27 protein-coding genes and 1 tRNA gene are annotated in these 26492 nt (G+C 70.9%); 20 read left to right on the forward strand and 8 right to left on the reverse strand.

All coding sequences use genetic code 11. The annotated features are described in order from the left end of the window. Window positions 1–70: 70 nt before the first annotated feature. On the reverse strand, window positions 71–1018 hold the full coding sequence (locus BUB97_RS05940; RefSeq protein ID WP_073132591.1) for a complex I NDUFA9 subunit family protein: 948 nt from the start codon (window positions 1016–1018) through the stop codon (window positions 71–73). Between the two features lie 168 nt (window positions 1019–1186). Here BUB97_RS05940 and BUB97_RS05945 point away from each other — a divergent pair. The 7 genes from BUB97_RS05945 (at window position 1187) to hpf (ending at window position 6898) form a co-directional block, all read left to right on the forward strand. After that, window positions 1187–1273 (forward strand) — tRNA-Leu (locus BUB97_RS05945). Window positions 1274–1320: 47 nt separating this feature from the next. Next, entirely contained in the window at window positions 1321–1974 is a 654-nt protein-coding gene (locus tag BUB97_RS05950) for a ribonuclease D (protein ID WP_073132593.1), read from the forward strand. Window positions 1975–2168: 194 nt separating this feature from the next. Continuing rightward, the gene (gene lptC / locus BUB97_RS05955) at window positions 2169–2864 is read left to right on the forward strand and encodes an LPS export ABC transporter periplasmic protein LptC (RefSeq protein WP_086061934.1); all 696 of its coding nucleotides are present in this window, start codon (window positions 2169–2171) and stop codon (window positions 2862–2864) included. Continuing rightward, on the forward strand, window positions 2861–3913 hold the full coding sequence (locus BUB97_RS05960; RefSeq protein WP_073132595.1) for an LptA/OstA family protein: 1053 nt from the start codon (window positions 2861–2863) through the stop codon (window positions 3911–3913). Before lptC ends, BUB97_RS05960 begins: the two co-directional genes overlap by 4 nt. After that, window positions 3910–4662 (forward strand): LPS export ABC transporter ATP-binding protein, encoded by a 753-nt coding sequence (gene lptB, locus BUB97_RS05965; protein ID WP_073132598.1) that lies wholly within the window; start codon window positions 3910–3912, stop codon window positions 4660–4662. Before BUB97_RS05960 ends, lptB begins: the two co-directional genes overlap by 4 nt. A gap of 94 nt (window positions 4663–4756) precedes the next feature. After that, window positions 4757–6217, forward strand: a complete 1461-nt coding sequence (gene rpoN / locus BUB97_RS05970) for an RNA polymerase factor sigma-54 (protein WP_073132600.1) — start codon at window positions 4757–4759, stop codon at window positions 6215–6217. A gap of 72 nt (window positions 6218–6289) precedes the next feature. Then, entirely contained in the window at window positions 6290–6898 is a 609-nt protein-coding gene (hpf, locus tag BUB97_RS05975; RefSeq protein WP_073132602.1) for a ribosome hibernation-promoting factor, HPF/YfiA family, read from the forward strand. A 287-nt stretch (window positions 6899–7185) separates the two neighbouring features. Here the strand turns inward: hpf and BUB97_RS05980 are convergent, their stop codons facing one another. Beyond that, on the reverse strand, window positions 7186–7407 hold the full coding sequence (locus tag BUB97_RS05980) for a DUF1150 family protein (protein WP_073132604.1): 222 nt from the start codon (window positions 7405–7407) through the stop codon (window positions 7186–7188). A gap of 94 nt (window positions 7408–7501) precedes the next feature. Further along, window positions 7502–7939, reverse strand: a complete 438-nt coding sequence (locus BUB97_RS05985) for an Hsp20 family protein (protein ID WP_073132606.1) — start codon at window positions 7937–7939, stop codon at window positions 7502–7504. A gap of 182 nt (window positions 7940–8121) precedes the next feature. Here BUB97_RS05985 and def point away from each other — a divergent pair, with 182 nt between their 5' ends. The 3 genes from def to truA are packed head-to-tail and all read left to right on the forward strand — an operon-like array spanning window position 8122 to window position 10356. Beyond that, window positions 8122–8655 (forward strand): peptide deformylase, encoded by a 534-nt coding sequence (def, locus tag BUB97_RS05990; protein WP_073132608.1) that lies wholly within the window; start codon window positions 8122–8124, stop codon window positions 8653–8655. Between the two features lie 23 nt (window positions 8656–8678). After that, window positions 8679–9590 carry a methionyl-tRNA formyltransferase gene (gene fmt, locus BUB97_RS05995; RefSeq protein ID WP_073132672.1) on the forward strand — a complete coding sequence of 304 codons (912 nt, stop codon included), beginning with the start codon at window positions 8679–8681 and terminating at the stop codon, window positions 9588–9590. 1 nt (window position 9591) lies between these two features. Further along, window positions 9592–10356, forward strand: a complete 765-nt coding sequence (gene truA / locus BUB97_RS06000) for a tRNA pseudouridine(38-40) synthase TruA (protein WP_073132610.1) — start codon at window positions 9592–9594, stop codon at window positions 10354–10356. A gap of 78 nt (window positions 10357–10434) precedes the next feature. On the opposite strand, the gene BUB97_RS26530 is transcribed toward truA, so the two are convergent. The 3 genes from BUB97_RS26530 to BUB97_RS06015 all read right to left on the reverse strand — a co-directional run bounded on the left by BUB97_RS26530 (window position 10435) and on the right by BUB97_RS06015 (window position 14429). Then, window positions 10435–11139 (reverse strand): PEP-CTERM sorting domain-containing protein, encoded by a 705-nt coding sequence (locus BUB97_RS26530; RefSeq protein WP_073132612.1) that lies wholly within the window; start codon window positions 11137–11139, stop codon window positions 10435–10437. 285 nt (window positions 11140–11424) lie between these two features. After that, window positions 11425–12864 (reverse strand): NAD-dependent succinate-semialdehyde dehydrogenase, encoded by a 1440-nt coding sequence (locus BUB97_RS06010; protein ID WP_073132614.1) that lies wholly within the window; start codon window positions 12862–12864, stop codon window positions 11425–11427. 17 nt (window positions 12865–12881) lie between these two features. Continuing rightward, entirely contained in the window at window positions 12882–14429 is a 1548-nt protein-coding gene (locus BUB97_RS06015; RefSeq protein ID WP_456306322.1) for an acetolactate synthase large subunit, read from the reverse strand. Between the two features lie 223 nt (window positions 14430–14652). Here BUB97_RS06015 and gabT point away from each other — a divergent pair, with 223 nt between their 5' ends. Genes gabT through mobA form a run of 3 tightly spaced genes read left to right on the forward strand, consistent with a single transcriptional unit; the run spans window position 14653 to window position 16992 of the window. After that, window positions 14653–16002 carry a 4-aminobutyrate--2-oxoglutarate transaminase gene (gene gabT / locus BUB97_RS06020; RefSeq protein ID WP_086061936.1) on the forward strand — a complete coding sequence of 450 codons (1350 nt, stop codon included), beginning with the start codon at window positions 14653–14655 and terminating at the stop codon, window positions 16000–16002. Window positions 16003–16013: 11 nt separating this feature from the next. Then, window positions 16014–16412, forward strand: a complete 399-nt coding sequence (locus tag BUB97_RS06025; RefSeq protein WP_139281304.1) for a hypothetical protein — start codon at window positions 16014–16016, stop codon at window positions 16410–16412. After that, complete coding sequence (mobA, locus tag BUB97_RS06030; RefSeq protein WP_175562566.1) at window positions 16399–16992, forward strand: molybdenum cofactor guanylyltransferase MobA; 594 nt, start codon at window positions 16399–16401, stop codon at window positions 16990–16992. The genes BUB97_RS06025 and mobA overlap by 14 nt, the downstream gene beginning before the upstream one ends. Window positions 16993–17018: 26 nt before the next feature. On the opposite strand, the gene mobB is transcribed toward mobA, so the two are convergent. After that, a complete protein-coding gene (gene mobB, locus BUB97_RS06035) occupies window positions 17019–17519 on the reverse strand; it encodes a molybdopterin-guanine dinucleotide biosynthesis protein B (RefSeq protein WP_073132618.1) in 501 nt (166 codons plus the stop codon). 137 nt (window positions 17520–17656) lie between these two features. Here mobB and BUB97_RS06040 point away from each other — a divergent pair, with 137 nt between their 5' ends. Together BUB97_RS06040 and BUB97_RS06045 are read left to right on the forward strand one after the other, a co-directional pair. Continuing rightward, entirely contained in the window at window positions 17657–18658 is a 1002-nt protein-coding gene (locus BUB97_RS06040; RefSeq protein ID WP_073132621.1) for an NADP-dependent oxidoreductase, read from the forward strand. A gap of 28 nt (window positions 18659–18686) precedes the next feature. Continuing rightward, window positions 18687–20126, forward strand: a complete 1440-nt coding sequence (locus BUB97_RS06045; protein ID WP_073132622.1) for a M20 family metallopeptidase — start codon at window positions 18687–18689, stop codon at window positions 20124–20126. Between the two features lie 267 nt (window positions 20127–20393). Here BUB97_RS06045 and BUB97_RS06050 read toward each other — a convergent pair whose 3' ends face one another. Then, window positions 20394–21860, reverse strand: a complete 1467-nt coding sequence (locus BUB97_RS06050) for an amidase (RefSeq protein WP_245818204.1) — start codon at window positions 21858–21860, stop codon at window positions 20394–20396. Window positions 21861–22036: 176 nt separating this feature from the next. Here BUB97_RS06050 and BUB97_RS06055 point away from each other — a divergent pair, with 176 nt between their 5' ends. From BUB97_RS06055 to BUB97_RS06075, 5 genes are all read left to right on the forward strand, one after another. Then, complete coding sequence (locus BUB97_RS06055; RefSeq protein ID WP_175562567.1) at window positions 22037–22726, forward strand: DUF3833 family protein; 690 nt, start codon at window positions 22037–22039, stop codon at window positions 22724–22726. A gap of 56 nt (window positions 22727–22782) precedes the next feature. After that, a complete protein-coding gene (locus BUB97_RS06060; protein ID WP_073132628.1) occupies window positions 22783–23304 on the forward strand; it encodes a SixA phosphatase family protein in 522 nt (173 codons plus the stop codon). Between the two features lie 55 nt (window positions 23305–23359). Further along, on the forward strand, window positions 23360–23920 hold the full coding sequence (locus tag BUB97_RS06065; protein WP_175562568.1) for a thermonuclease family protein: 561 nt from the start codon (window positions 23360–23362) through the stop codon (window positions 23918–23920). 251 nt (window positions 23921–24171) lie between these two features. Next, the gene (gene gltA / locus BUB97_RS06070) at window positions 24172–25482 is read left to right on the forward strand and encodes a citrate synthase (RefSeq protein WP_073132632.1); all 1311 of its coding nucleotides are present in this window, start codon (window positions 24172–24174) and stop codon (window positions 25480–25482) included. A gap of 317 nt (window positions 25483–25799) precedes the next feature. Further along, window positions 25800–26456 (forward strand): hypothetical protein, encoded by a 657-nt coding sequence (locus BUB97_RS06075; RefSeq protein ID WP_245818205.1) that lies wholly within the window; start codon window positions 25800–25802, stop codon window positions 26454–26456. Window positions 26457–26492: the final 36 nt, after the last annotated feature.

Consider the following 26492-nt stretch of genomic DNA (forward strand, 5'->3'; position numbering starts at 1 on the left):
CAGCGCATGACTGGCCCGATTTAGATGAGAGTGCCTATCAACAAAGGATATTAGGTCCGGTTCGGTCCATTCAGGCCGGCAGCGCTCCCTGGCGCTCTCCCCCACGGCGATAGCGCCCGAGATAGCCCGGCAGGACCGCTTCCATGGCCATGGGCTCGATCCCCAGGTCCCGCAGCCCCGGATGCAGCCCGGAGACGACGTTGTCGTGACGGAGGAGGAGGAGTTGGTCCCGGGTCAGGGGCGGGTTGGGCAGCCAGGAGAGAAGGCTGGCCTGGAGGCGCGCGAGGCCCCCGGGCATTTCCACCACCCGGCGGCGGCGGCCGATCACGCCCAGCATGTACTCCATCAGGGCGCGGAAGCTGGCGGCGCGGGGGCCGCCGAGCTCATAGGTCTGGCCCGCGGCGTCGGGGCGCTCGATGGCGGCCATCACGGCATCGGCGACATCGCCGACATAGACGGGCTGGAACCGCGTCTCGCCGCCGACGAGGGGCAGGACAGGGAGGATGCGGACCATGCCGGCGAAGCGGTTGAAGAAGGAATCCCCCGGCCCGAAGACGATGGAGGGGCGGAGGATGGTGGCGCGGGGGAAGGCGGAGAGGACGGCCGCCTCACCCTGGGCCTTGCTGCGGGCATAGAGGCTCTCCGCCGCAGCATCCGCCCCGATGGCGGAGAGATGGACCAGGCGGGAGAGGCCGGCGGAGACGGCGGCGCGGGCGATGCGGCCCGGCAGCTCCCCATGGATGCGGGCGAAGTCGCCCTCCCGGCGCTCGGCGAGGATGCCGATGAGGTTCACCGCCACATCCGCCCCGACCATGGCGCGCGCGACATGCCCCTCGTCCAGCGGGCCGGCGGCGAGCGGCACGATCTGGCCGACCATGCCCTGGGTCATCAGCGGCCGCGCCGATTCCGGCGAGCGGGTGACGACGCGCACGACATAGTCCTTCTGCGCCAGGCGCTGCACCACATGGCCCCCGATGAAGCCCGTGCCCCCGAATACCACTGCCACCCGACGCGCCATGTTCGTCTTCGCCTCCTGTTTCCGAGCATCTGGGGGGCCTTGGGCGAAGTGCCAAAGGGGCGCGGCGCCTTCCGGCGAGAATTCCCGCCCAAGGTGCCTTGACGGGTTCCCCGCCGCCTCATAGAAGCCCGCCCACGCCGCTGCGATGCAGAGGCGCCCGGCCCCCTTGCCCAGGTGGCGGAATTGGTAGACGCGCAGGTTTCAGGTACCTGTGACCGCAAGGTTGTGAAGGTTCGAGTCCTTTCCTGGGCACCATCTCCCGGCCAGTTGCCGGGAGGCCAGAATGGGTGGAGCACCCGCTGATGGGCACCACCCTGTTTCTTCCCCAAGCCACCATTCACCTGCATGCCGGCGACCTGCCCGATGGGCTGGACCTCGGCCCGGTCGTGGCCGTGGACACGGAGACGATGGGGCTGGACCCCAGGCGGGACCGGCTTTGCCTCGTGCAGCTTTCCGCCGGCGACGGCAGCGCCCATTGCGTGCAGATCCGCCCTGCCCGGCTTGGCGGCCGTGGCGCGGACTGCCCAAACCTCAAGACGCTGCTGGCCGATGCCGGGGTGGTGAAGCTGTTCCACTTCGCACGCTTCGACCTGGGGATCCTTCGGCAGGAGCTGGGCGTGCGGGTGGCGCCGGTGCGCTGCACGAAGATCGCGTCCAAGCTCGTCCGCACCTATACCGAGCGGCATGGGCTGAAGGACCTATGCCGCGAGCTGCTGGGCGTGGACATCTCCAAGCAGCAGCAGAGCAGCGACTGGGGCGCCGCGGAGCTTTCGCCGGAGCAGCTGGCCTATGCGGCCTCCGACGTGCTGCATCTCCACGCGCTCTGGCAGCGGCTGGACGGGCTGCTGCGGCGCGAGGGGCGGCTCGAGCTTGCGGAGGGGTGTTTCGGCTTCCTTCCGGACCGCGCAGCATTGGATCTGCTCGGCTACGATGAGCCGGACATCTTCTCGCATTGAAGGCGACAAGGTGGCACGATTCTTGATTAGAGTACTCCCTGATCCGCGTTGACCCGGTGGGCGGGCGGCCCCATACAGAGGGGGTGACCGCCCGAGCCCACACGCCTGCCGAAGCCGTCCCGAACGGCCCTCCGGGCCGCGGCGGCGTGATTCCCGCCGCGCCTCCTGGCGCTTCCGGCGAGGCCTTCCGTGACATGCCCGCTGGCCCGGGCTGGGCGCGCCCCCCCTCCCCCGGCGCGGAGGCCCTGCCGGACTGGCGGGAGCGGCCGGTGCCCTCGCGTGCCCGGCGGATCTACACGCGAGGTTCGATCCTGCGGCGCCGCTTCGCGGTGCGCTTCCTCAAATACGTTCTTCCGCTCGGGGCGCTGGCCCTGCTCAGCGCCATCGTGCTCTGGCCGGAATTCGAGCGCGAGGGCGAGAATGCCCGGCTCTCCTTCCGCCGCATGAGCCGGGCCGCCCCCGAATCGGTGCGCGTGGTCGATCCGCGCTATCAGGGCGTGGACGAGCAGGGGCGCCCTTTCAACGTGACGGCCTTCACCGCTTCGCAACAGGGCAGCACCAATGTGGTGGAGCTCGAGGCGCCGCGGGGGGACCTGGTGCTTTCGGGCGGCGGCTGGATGCTGGTGGAGAGCCGGGACGGGCGCTTCGACCGGAATGCGAATATCCTCGACCTCCGGCGTGACGTGACGATCTGGCAGGATGACGGGACCTTGATCGAGACCCAGGAGGCGCGGGTGGATGTGAAGGGCGGGAATGCGGAGGGCGACCGCCCCATCGCGGCCCAGGGGACGTTCGGGACGATCACGGGCGACGGGTTCCGGCTGCGCGACCGCGGCACGGTGGTGGTCTTCACCGGGAATGCGCGCGCGGTGCTGGAGGGTGGCCAATGACGATGACCCGCCTCGCCCTCGCGGCGGCGCTCCTGTTGCCCGGCGCCGCGCTGGCGCAGCCGATCGACCTCTCGGGCGGGGGGCCGGTGGAGGTGACCGCCACCGAGGGGATCGAGTGGCGGCAGAATGAGCAGGTGGTCGTCGCCCGCGGCAACGCCCATGCGGTGCGCGACGGGGTGACGATCGACGCCGCGCGGCTGATCGCGCGCTACCGGCCGCGCGCCGGGGCGAATGGCCAGGCCGCGGCCGCGCAGCCCGGCGGCGAGAGCCCGATGTCGGGCGGGGAGATCTGGCGGCTGGAGGCGGAGGGGAATGTCCGCATCAGCACCGAGACGGACAAGGCGCAGGGCGACCGCGCGGTCTATGACATGGACCAGGCGGTGATGGTGCTGACCGGCCGCGACCTGCGGCTGGCCACGCCCAACGACACGATCACCGCGCGCGACAGCCTCGAATACTGGTCCCAGCGCCGGATGGCGGTGGCGCGCGGGGCTGCGAAGGTGGTGACGAGCGACAACCGCCAGATCACGGCGGATACGCTGGTGGGCTACTTCCTGGAGCAGGCGCCGGCCGTTCAGCCCGCCGCCGCCCGGCCCGCCGCCCCGTCCGGCCCGGCCATTCGCACGCCCGGCGCGGCCCCCGGTGGCGCGCAGGGCGCCACGGCGGCGCGGCGCGTGCCCGGCGAGGGATCGAAGCTCGACCGGGTGGAGGTGTTCGGCAATGTCGAGATCCGCACCGAGGCCGAGGTCGTGCGCGGCGACCGCGCGGTCTACAGCCCGGTCAGCGGCATGGCGCGCGTGCTGGGCGGCGTGCGGATCACGCGCGGCCAGAACCAGCTTCAGGGGCAGGAAGCCATCGTGAACCTCCGCACCGGCGTCTCGCGCCTGGTCTCGGCGCCGGGGCAGCGCGTGCAGGGGATGGTCCTGCCTTCCTCCGGTGGGGAGAACGCGCCGGCCCAGGGCGGGGCCCAGGGCGGGGGGCGTCCTGCCCAGGGGCAAGGCCAGGGCCAAGGTCCGGGCCAGGGGCAAGGTCAGGGGCGCACGCGATGAGCGAGACGGTGCGCGTGCTGCCCGGGGATTCCGGGCTCGTCGCCCGGGGGCTGGGCAAGCGCTACAAGAAGCGGCCCGTGGTGAAGGGCGTGTCGCTCAGCCTCAAGCGTGGCGAGGCGGTGGGACTGCTCGGGCCGAATGGCGCGGGCAAGACGACCACCTTCTACATGATGACGGGGCTGGTCCGGCCGGATGAGGGGCAGGTCTTCCTCGACGGCCATGACGTGACGATGCTGCCGATGTACCGGCGCGCGCGGCTCGGCCTCGGCTACCTGCCGCAGGAGGCCTCGATCTTCCGGGGCCTGTCGGTGGAGGACAATATCCGCGCGGCGCTGGAGGTGGTGGAGCCGGACCGCGAGCGGCGCGACGGGATGCTGGATTCGCTGCTGGCGGAGTTCGGCATCGCGCATCTCCGCCGCTCCCCCGCGCTGGCGCTTTCGGGCGGCGAGCGGCGGCGCTGCGAGATCGCGCGCGCGCTGGCCACGCATCCCGCCTATATCCTGCTGGACGAGCCGCTGGCGGGTATCGACCCCATCGCGGTGGGCGAGATCCGCGATCTGGTGAAGCATCTGAAGAACCGCGGCATCGGCGTGCTGATCACCGAGCACAACGTGCGCGAGACGCTGGCCATCATCGACCGCGCCTACATCCTCCATGACGGCCAGGTGCTGATGGAGGGCGCGCCCGAGGAGATCGTGGCGCATGAGGGCGTGCGCCGCGTCTATTTGGGCGAGACCTTCAGCTGGTGACCGCGGCCGGAACCTTCCGCTCCGAAGGTCCGGCGCCGCATGGCCCGTGCATGCCCATCGCCCCTGTGGACCGGCGCGCGGAGCGCCCGGGCTGATGGTCTCCCTCGCGCCCCGGCTGGATTTCCGCCAGACGCAGCAGCTGGTGATGACGCCGCAGCTGCGGCAGGCGATCAAGCTGCTGCAGTCCAGCAACCTCGAGGTCTCGGCCTTTGTCGAGGAGGAGCTGGAGCGCAACCCGATGCTGGAGCGCGAGGAGGGCAGCGTCGCCGTCGCGGCCACCCAGGCGGAGCCGGACTGCTTCGAGGCGGCCTCCTCCTCCACCATGCCCGCCGAAGGCGCCGCGCCGATCGAGGCCGACTGGTCCGCCGGCTATGAAAGTGGCGAGGCGCTCTATCCCTCGCGCGGCGGGCGGATGGATTCCTGGGACGAGGACGGGCGGAGCCTGGAGGAGATCGCGGGCGAACGGCCGCGCTCCCTGCGGGAGCTGCTGGCCGAGCAGGCGCGGCTGACCTTCGGCGATTCGCGGGACCGCTTCATCGCGGGGCAGATGATCGCGCTGCTCGACCCGGCGGGGCGGCTTTCGGTGACGGACGCGGCCATTGCCGGGGCGCTGGGCTGCGAGGAGGCGGTGGTGACGGCGGTGCGGCGGCGCATGCAGCGCTTCGACCCGCCGGGGCTGTTCTGCGCGGACCTTCGGGAATGCCTGGCCGTGCAGTTGGCCGAGCTGAACCGGCTGGACCCCGCCATGCAGGCGCTGCTCGACAATCTGGAGATGCTGGCGCGGCGGGACATGGCCGGGCTGCTGCGGGTCTGCGGCGTGGATGCCGAGGACCTGTCGGGGATGATCGCCGAGATCCGGCGGCTGAACCCGAAGCCCGGCGCGGTGACCGACGGCGAGCAGGCGCCGCTGGTGGTGCCGGATGTGCTGATGCGGCGGCTGCCGGACGGGACCTGGCAGCTGGAGCTGAACCCGGAGACACTGCCGCGCGTGCTGGTGAACCGCGGCTTCCACGCCACCGCCCAGACCGGCAGCCGTAGCAAGGAGGACAAGGCCTTCCTGGCGGAGAAGCTGCAGGCGGCGAACTGGCTGGTGCGCAGCCTGGAGCAGCGGGCCAACACCATCCTGCGCGTCGCGGCCGAGATCGTGCGGCGGCAGGAGGGCTTCTTCCGCCATGGCGTCGGTCATCTGCGCCCGCTGATCCTGCGGGACGTGGCCGACGAGCTGGGGATGCATGAGAGCACCGTCTCCCGCGTGACGGCGAACAAGTACATCGCGACGCCGCGCGGCACGCTGGAGCTGAAGTACTTTTTCACGACGGCCATCGCGGGGATGCGGGGCGGCGAGAGCTTCTCGGCCGAGGCCATCCGCCACCGGATCCGCGACATGGTGAACGCCGAGACGGCGGAGGACGTCCTTTCGGACGATGCCATCGTGGAGCGGCTGCGGGCGGAGGGGGTGGATATCGCGCGGCGGACGGTGGCGAAGTACCGGGATGCGCTGCGCATTCCCTCCTCGGTGCAGCGCAAGCGGGAGAAATCGGCGCCCGTTCTCTGAACGCCCTCTTTAAAGCTGCGGGAACTGGCCTCAGTTCACCTATGTTACAGGGATGAGACAGGGGAGCCGATCATGCGGATCACAGTCGCCGGCAAGGGCGTCGAGACCGGCGAGGCACTGAAGACCCATGTCACGGACGGGCTGACTTCCGTCACCCGCAAGTATTTCGACCATGCGATCGACGCGCATGTGACCTTCCGCAAGGACCGCGCCTTCTTCGCCTGCGACATCAACCTGCGCGCGGGACGCGGCCTGACCATGCGGGCCGAGGGCGAGGGCACCGACGCGCACCGGGCCTTCGCCGATGCCGCCGAGCATATCGGCAAGCGCCTGCGCCGCTACCGCCGCCGGGTGAACGAGCATGCGCGCAGCATGGCCGAGGAGCGCGAGCTGCCGCCGGAGCCGGCGCGCGACGTGGTGCTGCGCGGCGAGGAGGAGGCGGAGGAAGGCCAGGGCGAGGTGGTGGAGCCCGTGGTCAGCCCGGAAGGCTACACCGACGGCGCCGTGGTGGCGGAGCGGCTGACGGAGATCAGTCGGCTGACCGTGCAGGAGGCGGTGATGCGGCTCGACCTGTCGCAGGAGCCGGTGCTGATGTTCCGCAACCGGGAAAGCGGGGTGCTGAACGTGGTGTACCGCCGGGCCGACGGCCATGTGGGGTGGATCGACCCGCAACGGGCCTGATCCTGAGGGGCTGCTGGGACCTGGGAGGGAGAAGGAATTCTCCCTCCCGGACCCTCCCTCATTTTTTTCTATCGGACTGCCGTGGAATGTGGGGCTGGAGGTACGCCTGAGGTCAATGACCTCAGGCGACTGAAGCGGCAGCCCGCGCAGCCGAATATTCAAATGCCTGCGGCGCCACAGTGATCATCGCATCCCCGGCAGGCTGAACGCGGGGTCCGGGGCCCCCGCCGGGGCCCCGGCGGAGGGTCCGGGAGGCAGAGCCTCCCGGCGGCCACTGGGCGAAGGGCTCAGTGGACCAGGACGGGCGCCATCTCGTGCTGCAGGATGGCGGCGATGGCCAGGGCCTCGTTCGGCGCGGCGCCGATCGGGGTGCCGTCGGCGGCGTGGATGGCCACGGCCTGGGTGCCGTTGACGGTCACCGGGCGGATATAGGCCATCTCCTGCGCGCCGAAGCGCGCCCAATCGAGCGCCGACAAGTTGCGGAGGATGGTGATCGGGGTCGGGTTCATTGTCATCTCCTCGCCCGCAGCCGTGATGGCCTGCGGGCTGGTAACGCCCGCTCCGCTCTCCGGTTCGGCAGAGCGTTGCGGACGGGGAAGGGAATCAGGCCTGGCCGTCCACCATGGGACGGTTGCGGCCGTTGATCTGGATGGTCCGGACGCGGACCTCGGGCTGCGGGCGGCGCAGCTCGACATGGAGCAGCCCGTTGTCGAGCCAGGCGCCCTCGATCTCGATTCCCTCGGCGATCACGAAGGCGCGCTGGAACTGGCGGGCGGCGATGCCGCGGTGGAGGAAGACGCGGCCCTCCGAGTCGTCCTTCTGGCGGCCGCGGATGACGAGCTGGTTGTCCTCCTGGGTGATCTGGAGGTCCTCCATGGCGAAGCCCGCCACGGCCAGTGTGATCCGCAGCCGATCGGCGGCGATCTGCTCGATGTTGTAGGGCGGGTAGCCGTCGGCGTTCTTCTGCACGCGGTCGAGCATCTGCTCGAGGTGGTCGAAGCCGAGGAAGAGCGGCGATCCGAAGACCGGCGAACGCGACATGGAAGCGGCATCCTTCAGGAAGCGAGGCCACGCGGACCGGCCCATCCAGGCACCGATCCGCTGGTGGGGATATTGGCGATGGCGCCTCGGGTTGCAAGCCGGGCATTGCAGCCGGGTAACCTGCTGGCCGGATGACGCATTCCGCCGGGCGGCGATCTGCCCTACATGCGGCGGACAAGGCCATGAACGACGTCCCTCTCCTCCCCGTCCTGCTCCACCCCGCGCCGATCCTGCGCGCCAAGGCCCGGCCTGTGGCCGAAGGCGATGGCGACCGCGTGCGGGAGCTGGCGCCGCGCATGCTGGCGACGATGTACAAGGCCCCCGGCATCGGCCTGGCGGCCCCCCAGGTGGGCGAGGGCCTGCGGCTGGTGGTGGTGGACATCCAGAAGGACGACAAGCCCGCACCGATGGTGCTGGTGAACCCCGAGATCCTGGCGGTGAGCGACGAGCGGGCGGTGCGGGAGGAGGGCTGCCTGTCCCTTCCTGGCCAGTATGCGGATGTGGAGCGGCCGGCGCGGGTCAAGCTGCGCTGGCGGGAGCTGGACGGCACGCGGCGGGAGATGGAGGCGGACGACCTGCTGGCCACCTGCCTGCAGCATGAGATCGACCATCTGGACGGGGTGATGTTCACCGACCACCTCAGCCCGCTGAAGCGGAACATGCTGCTGAAGAAGTTCCTGAAGGAGCAGAAGCTGAAGTCGCGGGAGGCGATGTGACCTCCTCGCCCCTGGGCCACCCCCTGCGGCTGGCCTTCATGGGCAGCCCGGCCTTTTCCGTGCCGGCGCTACGGGCGCTGCACGAGGCGGGGCATGAGATCGCCATGGTTTATGCCCAGCCCCCCCGCCCGGCCGGGCGCGGGCAGAGGGAGACCCCCTGCCCCGTGCACCAGGCGGCGCTGGAGCTGGGCCTGCCGGTGCGGACGCCGGCGCGTGTGCGCCGGGACGAGGCGGAGCATGAGGCCTTCGCGGCGCTCGACCTCGATGCGGCGGTGGTGGTCGCCTATGGGCTGATCCTGCCCCGGCCGATGCTGGAGGCGCCGCGGCGCGGCTGCCTGAACATCCATGCCAGCCTGCTGCCGCGCTGGCGCGGAGCGGCGCCGATCCATGCCGCCGTGCTGGCGGGGGATGCGGAGACGGGCATCACCATCATGCGGATGGATGAGGGGCTGGACACCGGCCCGATGCTGCTGCGGGAGGCGGTGCCGATCGGGCCCCGCGACACCACGGTGCAGGTGCATGACCGACTTTCGGAGATGGGCGCGCGGCTGATCCTGCGCGCGCTCGATGAGGATCCGCCAGCGGTGCCGCAGCCGGCGGAGGGCGCGACCTATGCGCCCAAGCTGGGCAAGGAGGATGGCCGGCTGGACTGGCGGGAGCCGGCCTTGACGCTGGACCGGCGGGTGCGGGCGATGACGCCCTGGCCCGGCGCCTATACCTCGCTCGGCGGGGAGGCGCTGCGGGTGCTGGAGGCGGAGCCGGCTACGGGCCGGGAGGCCGCGCCGGGCACCGTGCTGGACGACGCGCTGCTGGTCGCCTGCGGCGGCGGCACGGCGTTGCGCCTGACGCGCGTGCAGAGGGCGGGGCGCGCGGCGATGGATGCCGCCGCGTTCCTGCGGGGAACCGCGATTCCGCCGGGCACGGTCCTCGGCTGAGATGCCGCGCTATGCCCTGCTGATCGAGTATGACGGCGCCCCCTTCCTGGGCTGGCAGCGCCAGAAGGACGGGCTGTCCGTCCAGCAGGTGCTGGAGGAGGCGGCCGCGCCGCTGAATGGCGGGGTGGAGCCGGTGGTCGGCGCCGCCGGGCGCACGGATGCCGGGGTGCATGCCGAGGGGCAGGTGGCGCAGGTGGACCTGGCGGCCGACCTGCCCGTGGACCGCGTGCGGGAGGCGCTGAACACGCGCACGCGGCCGCATCCCGTCTCCGTTCTCTCCGTCGCGCGCCCGCCGGCGGAATGGAGCGCCCGGTTTTCCGCGGTGCATCGCGCCTATCGCTACCGAATCCTCAACCGGCGTGCCCGGCCGGGGCTGGAGATGGGGCGCGTCTGGCATGTGCCGCAGCGGCTCGATGCCGCCGCCATGCATGAGGCCGCGCAGGGGCTTCTCGGGCATCACGACTTCTCCGCCTTCCGTGCCGCCGCCTGCCAGGCGAAGGACGCGCTGCGGACGCTGGACCGGCTGGATGTGAGCCGGGTGGGCGAGGAGGTGGTGGTGCGGGTGGAGGCGCGGAGCTTCCTGCACCATCAGGTGCGGAACATGGTGGGGACGCTGGCCATGGTCGGGCGCGGGCAGCGCCCGGTTTCCTGGCCAAGGCAGGTGCTGGAGCTGGGGGACCGGCGGCGCGCCGGGCAGACCGCCCCGGCGGAAGGGCTGTGCTTCGTCTCCGTGCGCTACGACCCGCCGCTGGACTGGCCGGCCTAGCGGGTTCCGCCTGGCGCCAGGCGGGATTCGCGTGGCACGGGGCCGGGATGATCCTTCCCCGCCCCGTGCCCGCGGCCTTCAGGCGGCTTCGGTCCGCCGACGGCGGATGAAGCCGAGGCCGAGCAGGCCGGCCCCGAGCAGAGCCAGCGAGGCAGGCTCGGGCACCGCGACCTCCAGCACGGACGGGGCACCATTCTGCCGCCCGAAATAGAGGATGGTGGGGCCGCCGGCGGCCAGGGTCACGCTCTCCGTCACCTCGGAGGTCGGGCCCGAGGTGGTCGTGCCGATCCGCACGCCGCCCTGATAGACGCTCACGCCGTCATCATGGGTGATGGTCAGGATGGTGCCGGCGCTCAGGTTCCCCATGTCGATCGCGTAGAAGGACCCGTACTGGTAGTTGGCAGCACTGCCGCTCGAGGCGAGGAAGCTCGCCAGCGAGGTGAAGTCCGCGTTGGCCGGACCGCCGAGCGTGCCGGCGCCGCTATAGCCGCTGATCCCTGCCCCGCCATTGAAGAAGTCAGAGTTCAGGTCCCCGCTGCTGTTGTTGTTCTGCGGCGGGCCGACATTGAAGGCGAGGCTGCCCGTGTAGTTGAAGGTGGCGTTCACGGCGCTGCCGAAGTTGAAGCCCGGCGCTCCGGGCTCCGCGGAGAAGGACGCCCCGCCCTGGTTGGCCGTGTAGACGGTGAACCCGTAGGTCGGGGCCGCGCTCGCACCGCCCGTGAGGCCGGCGAGGACGGCGCATGCCGCGCCACCCGCCAGCAAGAGATTCCTCAACGTTGTCATTGCTTTCCCTCCTTGGCGGGCAACCCGCCGCCAGTCAGGAGAGCAATTCCGGTGCCGCAATATTTTCGATGGAAGAACAGCGCGTTAGGGGCACGGCGTCCGGCGATGCGGCCGGGCCGTCAATGCCGGTGACACGGTGGGCTCAACCGCCCCGAGAGGCGGTTGGCCCGCGATCGCCCCGGGGGCGGCCCGCCCGGAACCTCCGAGGGACAGTCCGGGGCGCCGCGAGGGAGGCGCCGGCCGCGCGGGACAGGGCCCGCCCGGCCGGCCATTTCCGCCCTGGCGTTACAGCCCAGCCTGGGTGACGAACTTCGTCACCAGATAGGGCTCCAGCGCCTCGGAGCCGCCCTCGCTGCCATAGCCGCTGTCCTTCACGCCGCCGAAGGGCACTTCCGGCAGGGCCAGGCCGAGATGGTTGATGGTCATCATCCCCGTCTCGACGCTGGCGGCGATGCGCTGGGCGGTGGTGGCCGAGCCGGTGAAGGCGTAGGCGGCCAGGCCGAAGGGCAGGCGGTTGGATTCCTGCACCACCTCGTCGAAATCGGAGAAGCGGTTCACCAGGGCGAGCGGGCCGAAGGGCTCCTCGTTCATGGCGCGGGCGTCGAGCGGCAGGTCGGAGATGACCGTCGGCTCGTAGAAATAGCCCTTGTTGCCGATGCGGTTGCCGCCCGCCTGCAGCTTGGCGCCGCGCTGCACGGCGTCCTGCACCAGGGTTTCGATGGTGGGCACGCGGCGGTCATTGGCGAGCGGGCCCATGGCCACCCCCTCGTCCATGCCGTTCCCGACCTTCAGCGACTTCGCATAGCTGGTGAAGGTATCCAGGAACTCGTCGAAGCTGCGTTCCTGCACGAGGAAGCGCGTCGGCGAGACGCAGACCTGGCCGGCGTTGCGGAACTTCGACACGGCGAGGGTCTTGGCGGCCTTCTGGATGTCGGCGTCGTCGAAGACGATGGCCGGGGCGTGGCCGCCCAACTCCATGGTGGCGCGCTTCATGTGCTGCCCGGCGAGGCCCGCGAGCATCTTGCCCACGGGGGTGGAGCCGGTGAAGGTGATCTTGCGGATGGTCGGGTGCGGGATGAGGTAGGAGGAGATCTCCGCCGGCACGCCATAGACGAGGCCGATCACGCCCTTGGGGATGCCGGCATCGACGAAGGCGCGGATGAGCTCGGCGGGCGAGGCCGGGGTTTCCTCGGGCGCCTTGACGATGATGGAGTTGCCCGTGGCCAGCGCCGCGGAGAGCTTGCGGACGACCTGGTTGATCGGGAAGTTCCAGGGCGTGAAGGCCGCGACGGGACCGACGGGCTCACGCAGCACGAGCTGGTAGATGCCCTCGGCGCGCGCGGGGATGACGCGGCCATAGGCGCGGCGGCCTTCCTCGGCCATCCACTCGATGATGTCGGCGCCGGCCAGCGTCTCCATCTTCGCCTCGGGCAGCGGCTTGCCCTGCTCCGCCGTCATCATCGCGGCGATGGCATCGGCGCGGCTGCGGAGGATGTCGGCGGCGCGGCGCATGAGCTTGTAGCGCTCGAAGACCGAGGTCTTGCGCCAGATCGCGAAGCCCCGCTCGGCGGCTTCCAGCGCCTCGTCGAGATCGACCTTCCCGGCATGGGCGACGGTGCCGATGACCTCTTCCGTCGCGGGGTTGATGACCTCGATCACCTTGCCGGAGCGCGCGTCGCGCCACTCGCCGTCGATATGCAGCTGGACTTTCGGGTAGTTGGCCATGGTTCTGCGGGTCTCCGTCAGACGACGAGTTCGATGAGGAAGGGGCCGGTCCGGCTCACGCTCTGCGAGAGAAGGTCGCCCAGCGTGTCGAGGCTTTCGGCGCGCGCGGCCTCCACCCCCATGCCTTCGGCGAGCTTCACCCAGTTGAGGTCCGGATTGCCCAGATCAAGCATGTTCATCGCGGTCGGGCCGGGATTGGCGCCGACGCCGGCGTATTCGCCGATGAGGATCTGGTACTTGCGGTTGGAGATGATGATGGTCGTGACCGGCAGCTTCTCGCGCGCCTGGGTCCAGAGGGACTGGAGCGAGTACATGGCCGAGCCGTCCGCCTGAAGGCTGATGACGCGGCGCTGGCCGCCGGAGCCGATGGCGGCGCCGGTGGCCACCGGCATGCCGTCGCCGATCGCGCCGCCGGTCAGCTGCAGCCAGTCATGCGCCGGGGCGGTGTGGGTCTCGGGGTAGAAGCCCCGGCCGTAGGAGACGCTTTCGTCGGAGATGATGGCGTTGTCCGGCATCAGCGCCGCGACGGTGCGGGCCAGGCCTTCCGGCGAGGGGGCGCCGCGCACGGGCTCGGGGCGCGGGCCGGGGTCGGGGATGGCGGCCTGGGGGGCGCCCAGCTCGTCCGCCAGGGCCTGGAGGGCGGCTTCCGCATCCTGCTCGTAGCGGCTGAGGACATGGACCTGGGCGGCGGGGTTGTAGTGGATGGAGGGCTTGCCGGGATAGGCGAAGAAGCCGACCGGGGCCTTGGCGTTCACCAGGATCAGGTGCTCGTAGGGGGCGAGGGTCTTGATCGCGAGGTCGGCGACATAGGGCACGCGCTCGAGCTGCGGACGGCCACGGCCGCGGGCGACGCGGGCATTGGACATCTCGCCCAGCAGCTTGGCGCCGGTGGCCTGGGTGATGCGGTAGGCGAGCGCCTGCCCGTTCTCCCGCAGGGCCGGGCCGCCGATGAGGACGAGGACGTTCTTCTTCTCGCGCAAGATGCGGGCGGCGTTGCGCACGGCATGCGGGTCCGGCGCCTGGGCCGGGGGCACGGGGAGCGGCTCGGCCACGACGCCGCCTTCGTCCCAGGAGGCGTCGGAGGGAAGGATCAGCGTGGCGATCCCGCCCGGCGCGGTGCGCGCGGCCTGGACGGCCACGGCGCCGTCGCGGCCGACATCGGCCGAGGCGGTGCTGGTGCGGACCCAGGCGGAGACCGGGCGGGCCCAGCCCTCGGTGTCGGCGGTCAGCTGGGCGTCATAGGGGCGGTGATAGGTCGCCTGGTCGCCCACGATGTTGACGATGCCGCTGCGGGCGCGGCGGGCGTTGTGCAGGTTGCCCAGCCCGTTGGCGAGGCCTGGGCCGCAATGCAGCAGGGTGCAGGCCGGCTTGCCCGCCATGCGGAAATAGCCGTCCGCCATGCCGGTGACGACGTTCTCCTGCAGGCCGAGGACGCAGCGCATGCCCGGGATCTGGTCCAGGGCCGCGACGAAATGCATCTCGCTCGTGCCCGGATTCGCGAAGCAGGTGTCCACCCCCGACTTCAGCAGCGTGTGGACGAGACTGTGGGCACCGTTCACGGACATCGACTCCCTGGGACGAAGGCGGCGCAAGTTGCGCGCGGCGGCGGCCCGCCGCAAGGCCGGGCGCCCCTCACCGCCGCGCGAGCCCGGGCGGCGGAACGGAGCGGCCGGGATGCCGCGTTCTCGCCTGGAATACGGGAGAAAATTGCGGGGCGGGCGGCACCTCAGCCTTGCCCCCGAGGCGCGGCCGGCGCAATTTCCGGGCACTGCGAGGGACATTGTATCCATGGGCACCACCATCTCCGGCGAAACCACGGCTCCCATCGAGGAGGGTCCGACCAACGCCGCCCTGCAGGCGCGCCGCGAGGCGGCGGTGCCGCGCGGCCTGGGCATCTCCCTGCCGGTCTTCGCCGCGAAGGCGCAGGGCTCCGAGGTGACGGATGTCGAGGGCAAGCGCTACATCGACTTCGGCGGCGGCATCGCCGTGCTCAACACCGGCCACCTGCACCCGAAGGTGAAGGCGGCCGTGCAGGCGCAGCTGGAGAACTTCTCCCACACCTGCATCCAGGTGACGCCCTATGAGAGCTACATCCGGCTGGCGGAGCGGCTGAACGCCATCGCGCCCGTGCGCGGCCCGGCCAAGACCATCTTCCTGACCACCGGCGCAGAGGCGGTGGAGAACGCGGTGAAGATCGCCCGCGCCCATACGGGCCGCCCGGGCGTGATCGCCTTCTCCGGCGCCTTCCATGGCCGCACGCTGCTGGGCATGGCGCTGACCGGCAAGGTGGTGCCGTACAAGGTGGGCTTCGGCCCGATGCCGGCCGATATCTACCACCTGCCCTTCCCCGTGGCCTATCACGGCAAGGAGGTGGCGGACACGCTGGAAGCCATCGAGACGCTGTTCAAGTCCGACATCGACCCGAACCGCATCGCCGCCTTCATCATCGAGCCCGTACAGGGCGAGGGTGGGTTCTACCAGGCGCAGCCGGAGCTGATGCAGGGGCTGCGCGCCATCGCCGACAAGTACGGCATCCTGCTGATCGCGGATGAGGTGCAGACCGGCTTCGCCCGCACGGGCAAGATGTTCGCGATGGAGCATACCGGCGTGAAGGCCGACCTCGTCACCATGGCGAAGTCCCTGGCCGGCGGTTTCCCGCTCTCGGCGGTGGCCGGCACGGCCGCCATCATGGACGCGCCGAATGTGGGCGGGCTGGGCGGCACCTATGGCGGCTCGCCGCTGGGCTGCGCGGCGGGCAACGCGGTGCTGGACGTGATCGAGGAGGAGGGCCTCATCGAGCGCGCCAATGTCATCGGCGACCTGCTGGTGCAGCGCATCAAGGAGCTGCAGGCGAGCAACACGCTGACCGGCATCATCGGCGACATCCGCCAGGTTGGCGGCATGGTGGCGATGGAGCTGGTGGCCGATGGCGACGCCAGCAAGCCGGACCCGGACCTGACGCGCGCGCTGGTGGCGCGGGCCGCCGAGAAGGGGCTGATCCTTCTCTCCTGCGGCGTGCGCGCCAATGTCATCCGCTTCCTCTGCCCGCTGACCACCTCCGACGCGCTGGTGAACGAGGGCATGGACAAGCTGGCCGAGGCGCTGCGCGAATGCGTGGCGGAGCGCGCCGCGCACTGAAGGCTGCGGGCGTGAAGGAGGATATCCGCAGGGCGCTCCTGTTCGGCGCGCCCTGCGGGGCCGTTTCGGTCATCGTCTTCCGCGATTCGACGCTGTTCCTGCTGCATCATCTGTTCAAGGTGATGCCGCTGGCGGCCTATGTGCAGACGATCGGGCCCTATGGGCTGCCCTACATCTGGTGGTTCTGCCTGCTGGGCGCGGCGGGCGGCTTCATCATCGGGCTGGCGCTGCGCTGGCTGCCCGTTCCGGACCTGCTCACCGGTGCGGTGCTGGGCGTGGGCGCGGCCTACCTGGTGCCGCAATATCTGCCGCGCGGCACGCCGCCCTGGGTGCTGCCGCTGATCGGCGCGGCCTGGGGCTGGGGCGCGGTCTTCCTCATGCGGCCGCTCTCCCTGCGTGGACGCTCCTGATCCCTCCATCCTGGGCGTGGTGCTGGCCGGCGGGCTGGCGCGGCGCATGGGAGGCGGGGACAAGACGCTCCTGCCGCTGAAGGGGCGGCCCATGCTGTCCATTCTGATGGAACGGCTGGCGCCGCAGGTCTCCGCCCTGGCGATCAGCGCCAATGGCGACCCCGCGCGCTTCGCGGGGGCGGCGCCGGGGGTGGCGGTGCTGGCCGATCCCCTGCCCGGCTTTCCCGGGCCGCTGGCCGGCATCCTGGCGGGGATGGACCACGCGGCCTCGCTCGGGATGGGCTGGGTGCTTTCCGTGCCCGGGGATACGCCGCTGATCCCGCCGGACCTCGCCTCCAGGCTCCGCGGCGCGGCGGCGCCGGTGGCCTGCGCGGCCTCGGCGGGGCGGGTGCACCCGCCCGTGGCTCTGCTGCCCGTCTCGCTCAGGGGGGACCTGCGGGACTCGGTCGTGGCGGGCGAGGGAAAGGTGAGCCGCTGGATGGGGCGGCATGGCTGCGCGGTGGTGGAATGGGCGGGTGACCCCTTCCTCAATGCGAACACGCCGGAGGAGCTGGCGGCGCTGGAGCGGGCCCTGGGCTGAGCGGGCGGCCCGGACCGGAGCCGGGCTCAGCCCTTCCAGAGAGTGGCGTGTTCGAGCGCCAGCGCGCCGATCGCGGGGATGTCGTCCAGCGCCACATGGGGAAGTGGGCCGGGGGGCGGGATGTCGGAGGCGACGGCGCGGATGGCCGGGTCTTCCGGGTGCAGCCAGGGCTTTCCGTTGGCGGCGCGGTGCACCTCGATCTTCGGGTGGGGGTCGCGCTTGAAGCCCTCCACGATGACGAGATCGACCGGGGCGAGATGGGCGAGGAGTTCGGGTAGGCCCGGTTCCGGGGCGCCGCGCAGCTCCGTCATCAGCGCCCAGCGTTGGGCGGAGGAGACGAGGACCTGGGAGGCGCCGGCCTCGCGGTGGGTGTGGCTGTCCTTGCCGGGCTTGTCCACGTCGAAGGCGTGGTGGGCGTGCTTGATGGTGGAGACGGTGACGCCCCGCTTCCTCAGCCAGGGGATGAGCGCGGCGAGAAGCGTCGTCTTGCCCGCGCCGCTCCAGCCGGCGAGGCCGATCACGCGCATGGTGGGATTCTCCCGCGAGGGGTGGGGACGGCAGCCCTGGTCATGGCGCAGGGCTGTAGCGCCGGGGGGCGTGCGGCGCCAGCCGTGACCCGCCCGGCCATTGGTGCCAGCCTGCGGTGGAAATGAGGAGACCGGCCATGGCCGAGAGCAATCTGCGCGTCCTGCTTCGCGCCCGCCCCGAGGGCGCGGTGGAGCATGGGCATTTCGAGCTGCGGGAGGAGGCCCTCCCCTCCCCTCGCCCGGGCGAGGCGCTGCTGCGGAACCGCTTCCTCTCGCTGGACCCCTATATGCGCGGGCGGATGAGCGCGGCGAAGTCCTACTCGGCCCCGGTGGAGCTGGGCGCGGTAATGGAGGGGCAGGCGGTCGCGCAGGTGGTGGAGGACCCGACGGGGCGCTTCCGGGCCGGGGACTGGGTGCTGGGCGGCCAGGGATGGCAGCGCTTCTCGGCCGTGCCGGCGGGGCAGCTCCGCAAGCTCGACCCCGATGCGGCGCCGGTGACGACGGCACTGGGGGTGCTGGGCATGCCGGGCACCACGGCCTGGGTGGGGGTGACGGAAATCGCGCCGCCGCGCCCGGGAGAGACTTTCGTGGTCTCGGCCGCGTCGGGCGCCGTGGGCGGGGTGGCCGGGCAGATCGCGCGCCGGATGGGGGCGAAGGTGGTCGGCATCGCCGGCGGGGCGGAGAAATGCGCCTTCGTGCGGGAGGAGCTGGGCTTTCCGGTTTGCGTGGACCACCGCGCGCCGCATTTCGCCGAGCAGCTCGCCGCCGCCTGCCCGGATGGAATCGATGGCTATTTCGAGAATGTCGGCGGGGCGGTGCAGCGCGCCGTGTGGCCGCTGCTGAATGATTTCGCGCGGGTGGCCTTCTGCGGCATGGTGGCGGAATACAACGACGCCGAGCCCGCGCCGGGGCCGAACCTGATGCAGGTGGTGCGGAAGCGGCTGAAGCTGCAGGGCTTCATCGTGCGCGACCATCCCCGCGCCTTCGCCGACTGGCCGCGCATCGGTGGCGCCTGGCTGCGCGAGGGTGCGCTGAAGTACCGCGAGGACGTGGTGCGCGGGCTGGAGAACGCGCCGGAGGCCTTCATCGGGCTGCTGGCCGGGAAGAACTTCGGGAAGCTGATCATCGAGGTGACCTGACCTGTTCCTGGGGGTAGAAGGCCGCGCCATGAAGAACGACCCGATCGCGCTCGACCGCCTCTCCGATGCCGTGGAGGCGAAGGCGCCCGCCTTCACCGACCTGTCCGACCGCATCTGGGCCATGCCGGAGCTGCGCTTCGCCGAGCAACGCTCGGCGGAGGCGCAGATCGCGCTGCTGGAGGCCGAGGGGTTCCGGGTGACGCGCAACGTGGCCGGCATCCCCACCGCCTTCATCGCGGAATCCGGGGCCGAGGATGGGCCCCTGATCGGCTTCCTCGGCGAGTTCGACGCGCTGGCGGGGCTTTCGCAGGAGGCAGGGGTGGCGGAGGCCCGCCCGTTGGAAGCGGGCGGCAACGGGCATGGCTGCGGGCACAACCTGCTGGGCGCGGGGGCGATGTTGGCGGCCGTTTCCGCGCGGGATGCCTTGCGCGAGGCGGGGATGAAGGGGCGCGTGCGCTACTACGGCTGCCCCGGCGAGGAGGGCGGCTCGGGCAAGACCTTCATGGCGCGCGAGGGCGCGTTCGATGACCTCGACGCCGCCATCACCTGGCATCCCGGCGCCTTCAACGGGGTGATGTCGATCCGCAACCTGGCGAACTACCAGGTCTATTTCCGCTTCAAGGGCAAGGCGGCGCATGCCGCGGGCTCGCCGCATCTCGGGCGCTCGGCGCTCGATGCCGTGGAGCTGATGAATGTGGGCGTGAACTACCTGCGCGAGCACATGCCGCAGGAGGCGCGCGTGCATTACGCCATCACCAATTCCGGCGGCGTCTCGCCCAATGTGGTGCAGGCGGATGCGGAGGTTCTCTACCTCATCCGCGCGCCGCGGGTGGCCGAGGCGGCGGCGCTGTTCGAGCGGGTGAAGGCCTGCGCGGAGGGGGCCGCGATCATGACCGGCACCAGGTGGTCCTTCGAGATCGACAAGGCCTGTTCGGAGCTGATGCAGAACCGCACGCTGGAGATGGCGCTGCACGGCAACTTCCAGACGCTGGGCGCCCCTGGGCATGACGAGGCGGACCTGCGCTTCGCCGCCGAGATCCGGCGGACGCTGAGCGCGGAGGACATCGCCTCCGAGGTGGCGAGCTATGGTGCGAAGCCCGAGGAGGGCGAGGCGGTGCTGCATGAGGGCGTGCTGCCCTTCGACGGCACGCCGGTGACGCAGGCGGGCTCGACCGATGTGGGCGATGTCTCCCAGATCGTGCCGACCGTGCAGGCCTTCGGCGGCTGCTGGGCGATCGGCACGCCCTTCCACACCTGGCAGGTGGTGGCCCAGGGACAGTCGGAGCACGCGCATAAGGGCATGGTGCAGGTGGCCAAGGTGATGGCGGCCACCGCGCTGGACGGGTTCCGTGACCCGGAGCTGCTGGCGCGGGCGAAGGCGGAGCTGCGGGAGCGGCGGGGCGGGCGGGGATATGAATGCCCGATCCCGGCTGACGTGCTGGCGCCGCCGCTGCGTCGGAAGGGCTAAGGAGCCGAGGAGGGCTCTGCCCTCCACCCGCCAAGGGCCTGAGGCCCTTGGAACCCCGTCTGACTGCCGTGGATGCCCTGATCGAAGGGGTCTCTTGTTGAAGGGTGGCTTTCCTGCCTTTGCAGTCGCCAGAGGTCGATGACCTCCGGCGCACCGTCAGCCCCGTGATTCCAAACTTCCAGAAAAAGATGATGGGTCGAAGGCACTGCTTCGACGGGTCCGGGGAGAGGAAGAATTCCTTCTTCCTCTCCCCGGGGGCAACGGCGCCTACCCTCGTCCCGCCACATGCACCTTCGGGCGGCGCCCATCGTTCCAGCGGCCACCGATGGCGCGTTCCACCTGGGCCGCGAGTTGCAGGAGCAGGCCGTCGCGTGCCTGGGCGGCTTGCGCCTGGATGCCCAGGGGAAGTCCGCTCTCCTGCCAGCCCAGGGGCAGGGAGATGGCGGGGATGCCGCAGAGGTTGGAGAGCGGGGTGTAGGCGAAGTTGCGCCAGAGGTTGGCGAACCAGTCCTGCACGGAGGGGTTGCTGCTGGTCGTCAGGTATTCGGTGGTGCCGATCACCGGCGTGGGCAGGGCGGTGATGGGGGTGAGGATGATGTCCCATTCCTCGAGGAAGGCACCGAAGCCGCGGGAGGTGGTGTTGAAGACCGCCTGCATCCGCGCGCGTTCGGTGAAGGAGGTGTTCAGCCCTTCCTCCCAGATGCGGATGTTGATGGGCTCCACCTTGTCGGCCGGGGGGCGGGACAGGCCGAGGGGGGTGATGAGGTTGTTCACCGTCTGCGCGAAGTTGCTGATGTAGCAGGTGGTCTGGGCAGCGAAGGCGGCGCGGAAGTCCACCTGCGGCACCGCCCAGTCCACATGGTGGCCGAGGGATTCGAGGAGGCGCCCGGCGCGCTCAAGCTCCGCCACGAAATGCGGCACAGCGCGGTGGTCGCCCCATTCGTGGGAGAGGGCGATGCGCAGGCGCGGCGGGTCGCGCTCGATGAGCCGGGTGTAGGGCTCAGGCGCGGACCAGTAGGGCATGAACTCGCCGGGGGCGCCGCCGCGGCAGGCATCCACGAAGGCGGCGGTGTCGCGCACGCTGCGGGTGTGGCAGCCCTGGATGGAGACGAGGCCGGTCAGGTCCGAGGCATGGGGGGCGATGGAGAAGACGCCGCGGGAGGGCTTGAGCCCGACCAGGCCGCAGGCGCCGGCGGGGATGCGGATGGAGCCGCCGCCATCGGTCGCGTGGGAGATGGGGAGCGCGCCGGCCGAGACCATGGCGGCGGTGCCGGCGGAGGAGCCGTTGGTGGTGTAGCCCGTGTTCCAGGGGTTGCGGGTGACATAGACCTCCGGGTTCTCGGCCGAGGAGCAGCAGCCGAATTCCGGCGTGGTGCTGCGGCCGATGATGTTGAGCCCGGCCTGGCGGATGCGGCCCGCCAGGTAGCTGTCGGCGGCCGCGCGGTTCCCGCGCATGAGGCGCGAGCCCATTTCCTGCAGCCGCCCCTTCAGGGTCGGCCCCAGGTCCTTCATGAGGTAGGGCACGCCGGCGAAGGGGCCTTCGGTGTTCGTGCCGTTGGCGCGGGGGTCGGCCACCGCGTCCTCGAACAGCTCGACCACGCCGGAGAGGGTGGGGTTGGTGGCGGCGATGGCGGCCGCGGCCTGGGCGGCCAGTTCCGCCGGGGTGAGCGCGCCCGCACGGACGCGGTCCGCGAGCGCGGTGGCGTCGTGGCTCGCCCATTCGTCCCAGCTCATCGCCAATGTCATGCCGCCACCCATGTGCTGAAGGACCGGGAGGGTAGAGGCGGCCCCGGGGCGGTCAAGGAGCGGGAGACGGTCGCGGCGGGCGAGACGCGCCTCGTGAATTGCGGCGGCTGTGGCGCGCGCGCCCCTGGGCAAGGGTGGGGCCATGCGGGATGGTCCGCCGCGCCATGACCCCGCGCCGCTCCCTTCTCCTCGCCCTGCCCGCGCTCGGTGCCGCCGCCGCCCTGCCCGGCTGCGGCACGGCGCCCGAGACCTTCCAGGGCAAGGGGCCGCCCTTCCGGCCGGAGGAGTTCTTCGCCGGGAAGCTGCGCAGCCATGGGATGTTCGTCACGCGGCTGGGCGCGATCGAGCGGTGGTTCACGGCGACGCTGGTGGGCGCCTGGGACGGGCGGCTGCTGACCTTCGACGAGATCTTCCGCTACGACGACACCTTCGAGGACCGGCGCTTCTGGCAGCTGCGGCGGGACCCGGCCGACCCCTCGGGCGAGAGCTGGGTGGGCGAGGCGACGGATGCGACCGGCCCTGTGCGCGGGCGCGTGATGGGCAACGCCTTCCACCTGCAGCATGAGCTGGACATGCTCACCCTTTCGGGCAAGCGGCGGCGGCTGGGCTTCGACCAGTGGTTCCTCCGCACGGCGGAGGATATGGCGATCTCGCGCGCGGCGGTCTCCTGGTACGGGCTGCAGGTTGGCACGGCGCAGGTGGCTTTCCAGCGGATCAGCGTCGGCGTGACCGAGGGGCAGGTCTCGGCGGGGCAGGCGGCGCGGGAGGAGGCGCCGGCCGGGCCGCGCACCCCGCCCCCGGCCCCGGCCTGGCGGGACCCGGGCCGGGTGATGAACGCGCCGCCCCGCCGCTGAGCGGCGCGGGGGGGGGTACCCGCGACAGGCGCGGAGGTCTGTGGCAGGGTGGCGCCATGCGTCAGTTGCTGCTGCTGCGTCACGCCAAATCCGCCTGGGACGATCCCGCCCTTTCGGATCATGCCAGACCGCTGAACGCCCGGGGCCGCCGGGCTGTCGCGGCCATGTCGGCCGCCATGCGGGGGCTCGGGCTGCGGCCGGAGCTGGTGCTCGTCTCCTCCTCCCGCCGCACCCTCCAGACGTTGGAGGGGCTGGGCGCCCTGGACGGGCCGCCGCGGGTGGAGCCGATGGACGACCTCTACCTCGCCCCCTGGACACGGCTGCTGGATGCGCTGCGGGAGGTGCCGGAGGGCGTGGGGAGCGTACTGCTGATCGCCCATAATCCCGGCCTGCACGACCTGGCGCTGAATCTGGCGGGGCCGGATGGCGGCATGGCCGGGGGCGCCCTGGCCGAGGCCTATCCGACCGGCGCGCTGGCGGAATTCGCGGTCGAGCGGCCCTGGTCTGCCCTGGGGCCGGATGCGGCGCGGCTGGTGCGTTTCCTGCAGCCGCGCGACCTTCCCGAGATGGCGAGCTGACAGGATTCGCGTCCCGGCTTGTGCCGGGGCGCCGGGGCTTGCTAGGCAGGCCGGAGTGCTTCCTCGTCGCCGCATCTTCCGTCCTGCCTCCTCCCCCCGCGCCTGGCGCGGGCCCTTGCTGCTGCTTGGCCTGGCGGCGGGGGCCGCGGTGCTGATCGGCGGGCTGGGCGGGCCGACTCAGCTCTTCGGCAATTCCCCTCTTGAGCAGGACTGGTCCGCCACCCCCGCCGAGGTGCGGGTGGTGGATGGCGACACACTGCGCCTTTCCGACCGCGTGGTGCGGCTGCGCGGGCTGGAGGCGCCCCCGCGGGGCGAGGCCTGCCGCGATGCCGCCGGGCGGGAGTTCGATTGCGGGGCGGGCTCGGCCGAGACGCTGTCCCGGCTGGTCGCGGGGCGGGGCGTGGCCTGCCGCGTGCGCGGGCGGGACCGCTTCGGCCGGGGCCTGGGCGAATGCGAGGCGGCCGGGGTGGAGCTGAACGGCGCCCTGGTTTCGGCCGGCTGGGCGCTGGCCGGGGAAGGCGCGCTGCATCCGCTGGAGGACGCGGCGCGGGCGGCCGGGCGGGGCCTCTGGGCCTCCGGCGCGCGGCCGCCGCAGGCCTGGCAGGCACGCCGCTGATCCATGCGCGGGGCGCAATGCCGCCCCGCCTTTCCCCTGGGCCAAGGCGGTTCGGCCGGGCCACGGCTAGACCCACCGACGGACCCACGGATGGACCCACGGATGGACAAGGACGCTGACCGGCCTATCTTGCGCCGCATCATCCCCGGGGGGCTTCAGTCCGGGGAACCGGCGGCGGGCGGGCCAGAGGGCACATCCGGTACCGGGCATTCATCAACACGGCCGGCGACACCGGCTGCGAGGATCAACGCATGAGCGACGCGTCCACTCCGGGTTCCGTCACGATCACGCTCGACGGGACGAACAAGTCCAGCCGCGCGCCGCTGGTGCAGGCGAGCGTCGGTCCGGCGGTGGCGGATATCCGAAAGCTCTACGCCGATCTCGGGGTCTTCACCTTCGATCCGGGCTTCGGCATGACCGCGGCCTGCGAGAGCAAGATCACCTATATCGACGGCGACAAGGGCGTGCTGCTCTATCGCGGCTACCCGATCGAGCAGCTGGCCGAGAATTCGGACTTCACCGAGGTCTGCTACCTGCTGCTGCATGGCGAGCTGCCGAACGACGCGCAGCTGAAGGAGTTCTCGCACAACGTCACCATGCACACGATGGTGCATGAGCAGATCCGGAATTTCTTCAACGGCTTCCGCCGCGACGCGCACCCGATGGCGATCCTGTGCGGCGTGGTGGGCGCGCTCTCGGCCTTCTACCACGACAGCCTGGACATCTCCGATCCGCGCCAGCGCGAGATCGCGGCCTTCCGGCTGATCGCGAAGGTGCCGACGATCGCGGCCATGGCTTACAAGTATTCGATCGGCCAGCCCTTCGTGTATCCGCGGAACGACCTGAGCTACGCCGAGAACTTCCTCTACATGCTCAATGCCGTGCCGGCGGAGGAGTACAAGGTGAACCCGATCCTGGCGCGCGCCATGGACCGGATCCTGGTTCTGCATGCCGACCATGAGCAGAACGCCTCCACCTCCACGGTGCGGCTTGCCGGCTCGACGGGTGCGAACCCCTATGCCTGCATCGCGGCCGGCATCGCGGCGCTCTGGGGCCCGGCGCATGGCGGCGCGAATGAGGCGGTGCTGAAGATGCTGGGCGAGATCAAGACGCCCGAGAACATCCCCGACTTCATCGAGAAGGTGAAGGACAAGAACAGCAGCGTGAAGCTCATGGGCTTCGGGCACCGGGTCTATAAGAACTTCGACCCGCGCGCGAAGATCATGAAGGAGACCTGCCACGAGGTGCTGGCCGAGCTCGGCATCAAGGACGAGCCGCTGCTCGACATGGCGATGGAGATGGAGCGGATCGCGCTGAGCGACGACTACTTCGTCTCCCGCAAGCTGTACCCGAACGTGGACTTCTATTCGGGCATCATCCTCAAGGCGATGGGCATCCCGACCTACATGTTCACCGTGCTCTTCGCGGTGGCGCGCACCGTGGGCTGGGTGAGCCAGTGGAAGGAGATGATCGAGGAGCCGGGGCAGCGCATCGGCCGTCCGCGCCAGGTCTATACGGGCGAGACGAACCGCGACTACGTGCCGATGGGCAGCCGCGGCTGATCTCCTGCGGCGGGGTTGGGGAGCCTCCGGGCGCCCCTGCCCCACCGGCCTGCTGGGAACCCGCCTCGCGAGAGGCGGGTTTTTTTGTCCCGACGGCGGTGGCTACGACGTCGTCTCAGAGACGTCTTACAGAGTGATGAAGAATAACAAATAGAACAAGAACTGGCCGAATTGCGGCGGGACAGGGACTACAACCTACCGTAGATATATTCGTGCCTTTAATCCGTTTGATTTGCCTGTTTATGAATTGTTCTCTTGATAACGCGATAGTGAATCAGTTCTTCTACACGCAGTTGCGGACTGAGGGTTTTCTGCCCGTGAGCATTGCACTGCCTTCCTTCGCCCAACCGCCCTCGCTGGACGAGATGGTTCGCCGGCGGCTACGCCACTGGCCCCAGCGGCCACCCGGCGCGCCCAACACGCCCAAGCAGCCAGGAACCTGGCTGCGGGCGCGCCCGGGTGACCTGCAGACGGCTAACCAGCCCTTCCTCAAGCTGCCGGGCACCAACCGCCTGCGCACCCTGCCGGACGGGCTGTGGCTGCATTTCTCGCCCGACCCGGCGGACCCCTATGCGGATATCCTCTGCATCGAGGCCTGCTCGAGCCTGCAGAACCTGCTGGACAAGCGGTCGCGCTTCGCGCCCTCGACCACCTCGCTGCTCGCCGTGTGCCCCGTTCCCTGGCTGCTCGCGCCCTGCCAGCCAAACGACCCCACGCCGCGCTGGAAGCTCATCCGCCTGCTGCGGAACGAGCCGGTGGACCCGCTGGTGCTGCCCGTGCGCGACGTGCGCGTGCTCTACGGGCTGAAGTCCCGCCAGTACGAGGGATTCGCCCGCACGCAGATGCCGCAGGCCCATGAGTACTTCTGCCCCATGGAAGCGCTGATCGAGGAGCGGGGGGACGAGAACCCGGCCATGCGGGCTCTGCTCGCGCGGGCCAGCGCGGCCGCGAACTTCATGCACCTGCCGAGCTGAGGCAGCGCCGCGTTCGGGACCGGTGCCCCCCGGCCG

Origin of the sequence: Muricoccus roseus (assembly GCF_900141905.1) — a bacterium.
GTDB classification, from domain to species: Bacteria; Pseudomonadota; Alphaproteobacteria; order Acetobacterales; family Acetobacteraceae; genus Roseomonas; species Roseomonas rosea.